At 44.4% G+C, this 4,959-nt stretch carries 5 protein-coding genes; all 5 read left to right on the forward strand.

The genetic code is table 11. The features are described from left to right. The first annotated feature begins 153 nt into the window (after positions 1-153). On the forward strand, positions 154-648 hold the full coding sequence (locus Q0R57_RS14480; protein ID WP_237827963.1) for a hypothetical protein: 495 nt from the start codon (positions 154-156) through the stop codon (positions 646-648). A gap of 12 nt (positions 649-660) precedes the next feature. Continuing rightward, positions 661-1,437 (forward strand): ParA family protein, encoded by a 777-nt coding sequence (locus Q0R57_RS14485; protein WP_158214973.1) that lies wholly within the window; start codon positions 661-663, stop codon positions 1,435-1,437. Positions 1,438-2,792: 1,355 nt separating this feature from the next. Then, positions 2,793-3,956: a replication initiation protein gene (locus Q0R57_RS14490; RefSeq protein ID WP_094390315.1), complete on the forward strand. Its 1,164-nt coding sequence runs from the start codon at positions 2,793-2,795 to the stop codon at positions 3,954-3,956. A gap of 162 nt (positions 3,957-4,118) precedes the next feature. After that, on the forward strand, positions 4,119-4,394 hold the full coding sequence (locus Q0R57_RS14495) for a hypothetical protein (protein ID WP_237827960.1): 276 nt from the start codon (positions 4,119-4,121) through the stop codon (positions 4,392-4,394). Continuing rightward, positions 4,391-4,959 (forward strand): hypothetical protein (locus Q0R57_RS14500; RefSeq protein WP_294749191.1); only part of this gene is annotated, 569 nt, incomplete at its 3' end. The genes Q0R57_RS14495 and Q0R57_RS14500, both read left to right, overlap by 4 nt.

Below are 4,959 nucleotides of genomic sequence, written 5' to 3' on the forward strand. Positions count from 1 at the left end.
TATTTTCTTTATTAAAGGTTTTATTTCGTAATTATTAAAGAATATAGTTAATAATTATTAAAGATGATATTTGTTTGTATAATAAAGATAAAAGGATTGCTCTTTATTAAAGATTATTATTTATCTTTGCGACACATTTAAACGCAACGAAGTATGGCTATCAAGAAGAAAGGTAACACGGGGTTCCTGAATGGAACGACAGTAGAGAAGCTCGATAACATCGTGCAAGCTCAGAGTGAGGCTCCAGCAGCCAATTCTACAACTGAAGCGACACCAGCTCCAGAAATCACTGAAACGCCTGAAAAACCGCAGGAAAATGCTCCTGTGGAAGCTCAGGCTAGCCCTGAAGCAGCTCCAGAAGCTCGTAAACCGCTTACTTTGGAAGATGTGATGGCTTCTGAGGATCTTATCAAGCAGGTAGCCCAGCAGATTATCAAACAGGGTGGTGCCAAAGGCATTGAGTTTGAACATCCCAAGCAAGGCCGTCCCCGTAAAGAACTCATCAAGGGTATTGACGAGGTATCTGTCAATCTACAACTGCCTGAAACTTTGGTCAAAGCGTTGCGTAAGAAAGCAAAGGAGGAGAAGAGAACTATCAAGGAGCTTATTGGCTACGCAGTGATGAATGCGTATCCAGAACTGGTTTAAATGATTATGACTATGGCAACAACAAAGAAAACAAGGATTATAACCGTCGTCAACCACAAGGGTGGGGTAGGGAAGACCATGACTGCGGCAAACCTCGGTGCCGCCCTCGCTAAGATGGGTAAAACCGTACTTTTGGTAGATGCTGACGGACAGTGTAACCTGACCATGCAGAGCGTTGAGGAAGTAACTGTTCCTACGCTCTCAGACTACTTAAACAACGACGATATAGAAGTGAATCCACAGCAGGTTTCAAAGAAGCTGTTCCTGATTCCAGGATCAACGGCTTTGGATGCTGATTCACATAACATCGAACTCTCTATCGAGGAGGATGCTGGTGCTACGAAATACATGTCAGAATGGCTTGAAAAAGTGAAGGGCGAGTATGACTACGTTATCATCGACTCTGCTCCTGGTTCCGGCGCCATGCTGGTCAACGTTATAGTGGCCGCTGACGAGCTGATAATACCCATCGCAGACAAGTTCTCGATTCCTGGAGCAAAGAAGCTCACGCAGATTATACGCGCGAATAACAAAGAGGTTCGTGGCCACTATCTGCTCACCAAACAGACGAAGTGGGGTGTCAGCAAGCAGATCAAGGAACTACTGCTCACACAGGCCCCAGAGAACCTGTATCACACGGCTATCCGACAGTGTGAGGAGCTGAACAAAGCTGCAGCATGTGGCATGAGCATCTTTGACTACAATCCCAAATGCAACGGTGCCGAGGATTACATGGCCCTGGCAAAAGAGATAAACAAGGGTACGAAGGATAAAGATATGCCATTTTAGTCAAAAAAGTGGAAAAAGTTCCCTTTTTGTTCCAAAGGTGCTTTACTCGAATGTGAGGAAAGTACCTTTTTTGTGGCGGTGATGGCTTGAAATAACTACATAGACAGGGTTTTCAAAGATTCCAAAATAACAGCGTTTTTGAAGCATATAGGGTAGGGGAGTGGTTGCAACACTCTTCATAATTAGTTGAAAATCGACTAAATTTGTCAAGATTTAGAAATTTTGAGTTAAAAAGTTCCCTATTTGTGGCGCAAAAGTTCCCTATTTGTGGCGGGTAAAGATAAATGTTACGAAATTGTGGCGAAGACGCTCCTTTTTTGTGGCGGTAGGGTTACGAAATTGTGGCGATGAAGTTCCTAAGTTGTGGCGGAAATGTTACCAAATTGTGGCGGCAAATCGTTGAAAAGCCCAGTAAATAAAGGCATTTCGCAATCCCTATAGTTCTAATACTTGATTTTAATAAGAAAGAAAACTATCTTAAACAAGATTTTTCAACGGTAGGGAAAAGAAAAGGGAAAGGAATGAATATATATACGCTATAAAGCGGAACAAATCTGTGCACCTAATGCGGATGGAAGCCCAGTAGACAGAGGCTATCGAGCCGAAAAACGGAACAAAATAGGAACAATCTGATGAAAAAGCCACGAATTTGTGGCGGTTTAGCTGAAGTCGAAGACACAAAGCGGAACAAATTAATGCACTTTGATGTAGGCGAAAGCCTCTATAAATGGCCGATTCAGCGATTTAGCGGAACAAAAAAGGAACATTTTGGCGAGTCGAAAAATTGAAGATTTCTGTTTACTGAAAGTAAACTATAAGAGCGCATTAAAGCGGAACAGAATCGTGCAAGTTCCCTTTTTGTGGCGATAAAGCCATCAAGCGGAACAAAATCATGCACCTCAATGTAAGGAAAAAGATGGTATCGAGCTGTTGAGCGGAACAAGAAAGGAACACTCTGGAGCGGAACAAAATCGTGCACCTGATACCCTGTTTTTGAGCATAGATAGGGTTTTCGACGTCTTGATTAACATTTTTTATTATTCAAGCATGAAAGCGGAACAAAATCGTGCACTTCGACCCCTCGTCAGACCGCGTATGCAGTAGAGTTTTGGGCATTTTGCGGAACAAAAAAGGAACATTTTCAAAGCGGAACAAAATCGTGCACCTAAAAATGATAATATCTGACTATCAGTCAGTTAGTTAAGACGTAATCGGAACAAAATAGGAACATTCTTAAACCCATGTTCCCTTTTTGTGGCGGTATAAAAATAGTCGTGTTAAAATTTGGTTGTTACGCAGAAAAAGCGTACTTTTACAACCGAAATTGAACGTTCGATATCAAATTATCATTAAAAATGGCTACAGCTAAGTCAACAACAAACGAAGGAGCATCTGCCAAGCAGACGAAGCCCAAGAAGAAACCTGGTCGCAAGAGCACGAAAGTGAAGCTGCCCGAAGGACTCATCCCTATCGAGGAAGAGACCTGGCTGTTGGCTCCGCTGACGCTCACCCTGATGCGCCACAACTATACGTCGGTGCAGAACAAGGTGCTCATGTCCATTCTGGAGTGTCTGCAGAATATCCTCCGCCAGATGCTGAATGCCGGTAATGGTGTGTCGAGCTTAGCCACCGTCCAGCGCGGTGAGATCGCCAACGAGAAAGGTGGCCTGTCGTTCAATCTCGATTTTCGCAGTTTCGGCATCGACCGCAACCACTACAATGAACTCCGCAGTTCCTTGAAGATGCTGCCTGCCATTCCCGTCGAGATTCCCTTCAAGTCGAAGGAGGGCAAGCGCTATCGTAAGGTCACCAGCCTGTGCGATGTCTTCATCCCTGAAGAGAAGTACAAGACCTACGTCGTGGTGCATATTGACAAGGAGGTGGCCGAGAAGTTGGTGACGTTCGAACTTGGTTGGCATCGTCTGGGTAAGGAAGTCGTGACCAGCAGTAACAACAAGTACACGCAGCGTATCTATATGTACATCACGGCCTGGACGCGAGTAGGGCGCAGTGTGATGTCTTCTCAGGAACTCCGCAAGTGGCTTCAGTTGGAGGATAAATACCGTGAGTTCCGTAAACTTGCCGCCCGTGTGCTCGACCCCGCTCAAAAGGAATTGGAAGAGCTGGCCCGTGCCGGTTATTGCGACTGTTACTTCACTTATGAGAAGAAATACACGGGCTACAAGAAGGCCGGTGAACCCGACCAGATTGAGTTCCGTATTTACAAGTCTCCAAAGTTGGTGAACAATGAAGATCAGGCAGTCTTTGACCGTCAGTATGAACAACTTCAGAATATGATCATGAAGCACTTCGGTTTCACCCAGCGTGAGATTGAGAGCTTGATGAAGCGCATCAACGAGCAGAACATTCAGGAGATGATAACCAAAGTTTCCACTATTTATATGATGGTGCATGATGACAAGAAGGGTGAAATCAAGGACATCAAGGCTTACGTCTATAAGGCGATGGACAACTTCTTGAATGAAACAATGGATACTTACGAGGAGATTAAGGACTGATTTCTTGTCGGAGCAATGCATCGGAACAAACGAGATTATCTGTTCCTTAATGTTCCTTTTAAATATAAAACTTTGTCAATTTTCGAAAATTTGAAATGTTAAATTTCTAAATAAAAGAATTATCCGAGTACCTTTGCAACCGAATTTTAAACATTTGGTATTATGCAGGTATATAAGGTAATTAAGACAGAGCATGTCAGGAAGCGTCCCAAATGGTTGATGCGATTCCTGATAAAGATTCCCACCGAACTTTACGAAGAGACCACATCTACAGAGACAGCAGCAGGCAACCTCCGTGCCATCGGACAGCTTGTTCTGGACTCTGGTGTATTGGAAAAGCGCAAGGGTCTGCAGTTGCAGCAGCGCGATGATGTCGTGAGCATTCATAGTTCACGAGGCAGGATGTATGTTCGGTTCTCTATCAGCGAGTGTCGATGAGTGACGGATTGAACCAGCGTTTTTTTCATATCGGCGATGCCAGCATCCGTTTCGTCACCCCTTTGGATGAAAACGGATTGGAAATGCTGGAGTCTGTTGGATTTCCACAGGATGTTGTGCCAAAAACGCAGATGAAGCATGTGGAACTGTTGTGCCACAACCGCATCTGCCATGGTGTAGGCATCAAAAACAAGCATGGCGGTATGGAGTTCTTCAGTAGTGACCTTCCGATGACGCTACCCATCACCATTGATGAACCAGGCACAGTCTGCATCCCCTTCAAGAAAGCTATCCGTTGTAAACGGTGTTGCCTGTTTGTCGACTTGTTCGACTATTTGGCTTATAAGACACTGCTGCTAAAGGAACAGGGTAGGGGACTGCCTGAACGTTGTGACTGTATTGTACTGAACGACTACAGGAACCTGATGGATCTTTTGCTTGATATCGAGTATTATGAGCATGTCAGCTGCTGTTTTCCGACCTCACAGACGGGGAAGGTACTTGCGACGACTGTCATGCGTAGGTTCAAGAAGTCTATTAACTGTGACTACCTCTATGAAGGCTA

This window comes from uncultured Prevotella sp. (assembly GCF_946407605.1).
In the GTDB taxonomy this organism is placed as follows: domain Bacteria; phylum Bacteroidota; class Bacteroidia; order Bacteroidales; family Bacteroidaceae; genus Prevotella.